Below are 1230 nucleotides of genomic sequence, written 5' to 3' on the forward strand. Positions count from 1 at the left end.
CCAGGGTGAGATCGCGAACATTTATTGACCAGTTGAGCCGCTAAATAATCGATCGATTTGACGATCAGCTCTAGTCGTGATCTTATACTCTCTTTTACGGAGAGCCGCAATGAGCCTGACTTTGCTGACTGATCACTTTGCCGACATTGAAGACCCAAGGCAAGCATCAAAAGTAACCTATAAACTGTTTGATGTCCTGTTTTTAACCTTGACTGCGGTGATTTCAGGCGCAGAAGGCTGGGAAGAAATCGAAGATTTTGGCCACCTGCGGCTCCAGTGGCTGAAAAAGTACGGTGATTTCAGTCATGGCATTCCGGTGCATGACACCATTGCCAGGCTTGTTTGTCGTATCGACCCGCAGGCGTTCCATCAGCGTTTTATTCAGTGGATGCAGGCGACTGAAAAACTTACCGATAAAGAAGTCGTTGCCGTTGATGGCAAGACGCTACGCCGCTCATACAAGCGGGGCGACAGGCAATCCGCATTGCACATGATAAGTGCTTTTGCGACGAAGAATGGTGTGGTCTTAGGCCAGCGGCGAACTGCTGAAAAATCGAACGAGATTACCGCTGTACCTGAATTACTGGAGCTTCTGGAGCTGGAAGGCGCGATGGTGACGCTCGACGCCATGAGCTGCCAAAAGCAAATTGTGAAGACCATAGTAAAAAAGAAAGCTGACTACTGCATCGCAGTGAAAAAGAACCAAAAGTCGCTCTATCAGACACTTCAGGATGCGTTTGAACTCAGTGATAACAACGAACCTGGACATATTGAGCAAGCGCATGGTCGTGTTGAATATCGCGCCTACGATGTCTTGTCGGCGCTTGAACTGCCTGCAAGCATACGCTCAGCGTGGTCATCGCTCGAAACCATTGGCCGTGCCACCTATTATCGGTTAGCGAATGGCAAAGAGCAGTTGCAGTATCGTTATTATATAAGCTCCGCACGCTTATCCGCTGAGCAATTTGCCAGCACAGTGCGCGCCCATTGGGGCGTTGAAAACCGATTGCATTGGGTGCTCGATGTGACCATGCGAGAAGATGACTGCCCCATTAGTCGTGGTCATGCTGCAGATAACCTGGCTTGCTTCCGCCATGTTGCGCTGAACCAAATACGCCGCGAGAAGACAATAAAAGCGAGCGTGAATCGTAAACAGAAAATGGCAACTATGAGCGAAGAAGTACTGGACTTAATCGTAAATGCTTAAAAAACGTTCACGCTCTTGCCCTG

1 protein-coding gene is annotated in these 1230 nt (G+C 49.0%); it reads left to right on the top strand.

Features of this window, described 5'->3' with window-relative positions:
- Positions 1 to 109 precede the first annotated feature (109 nt).
- Positions 110 to 1207, top strand: a complete 1098-nt coding sequence (locus tag CWE11_RS11970) for an ISAs1 family transposase (protein ID WP_126777856.1) — start codon at positions 110 to 112, stop codon at positions 1205 to 1207.
- The last annotated feature ends 23 nt before the right edge of the window (positions 1208 to 1230 follow it).

Source organism: Aliidiomarina sanyensis (genome assembly GCF_003987175.1).
Lineage (GTDB): Bacteria > Pseudomonadota > Gammaproteobacteria > Enterobacterales > Alteromonadaceae > Aliidiomarina > Aliidiomarina sanyensis.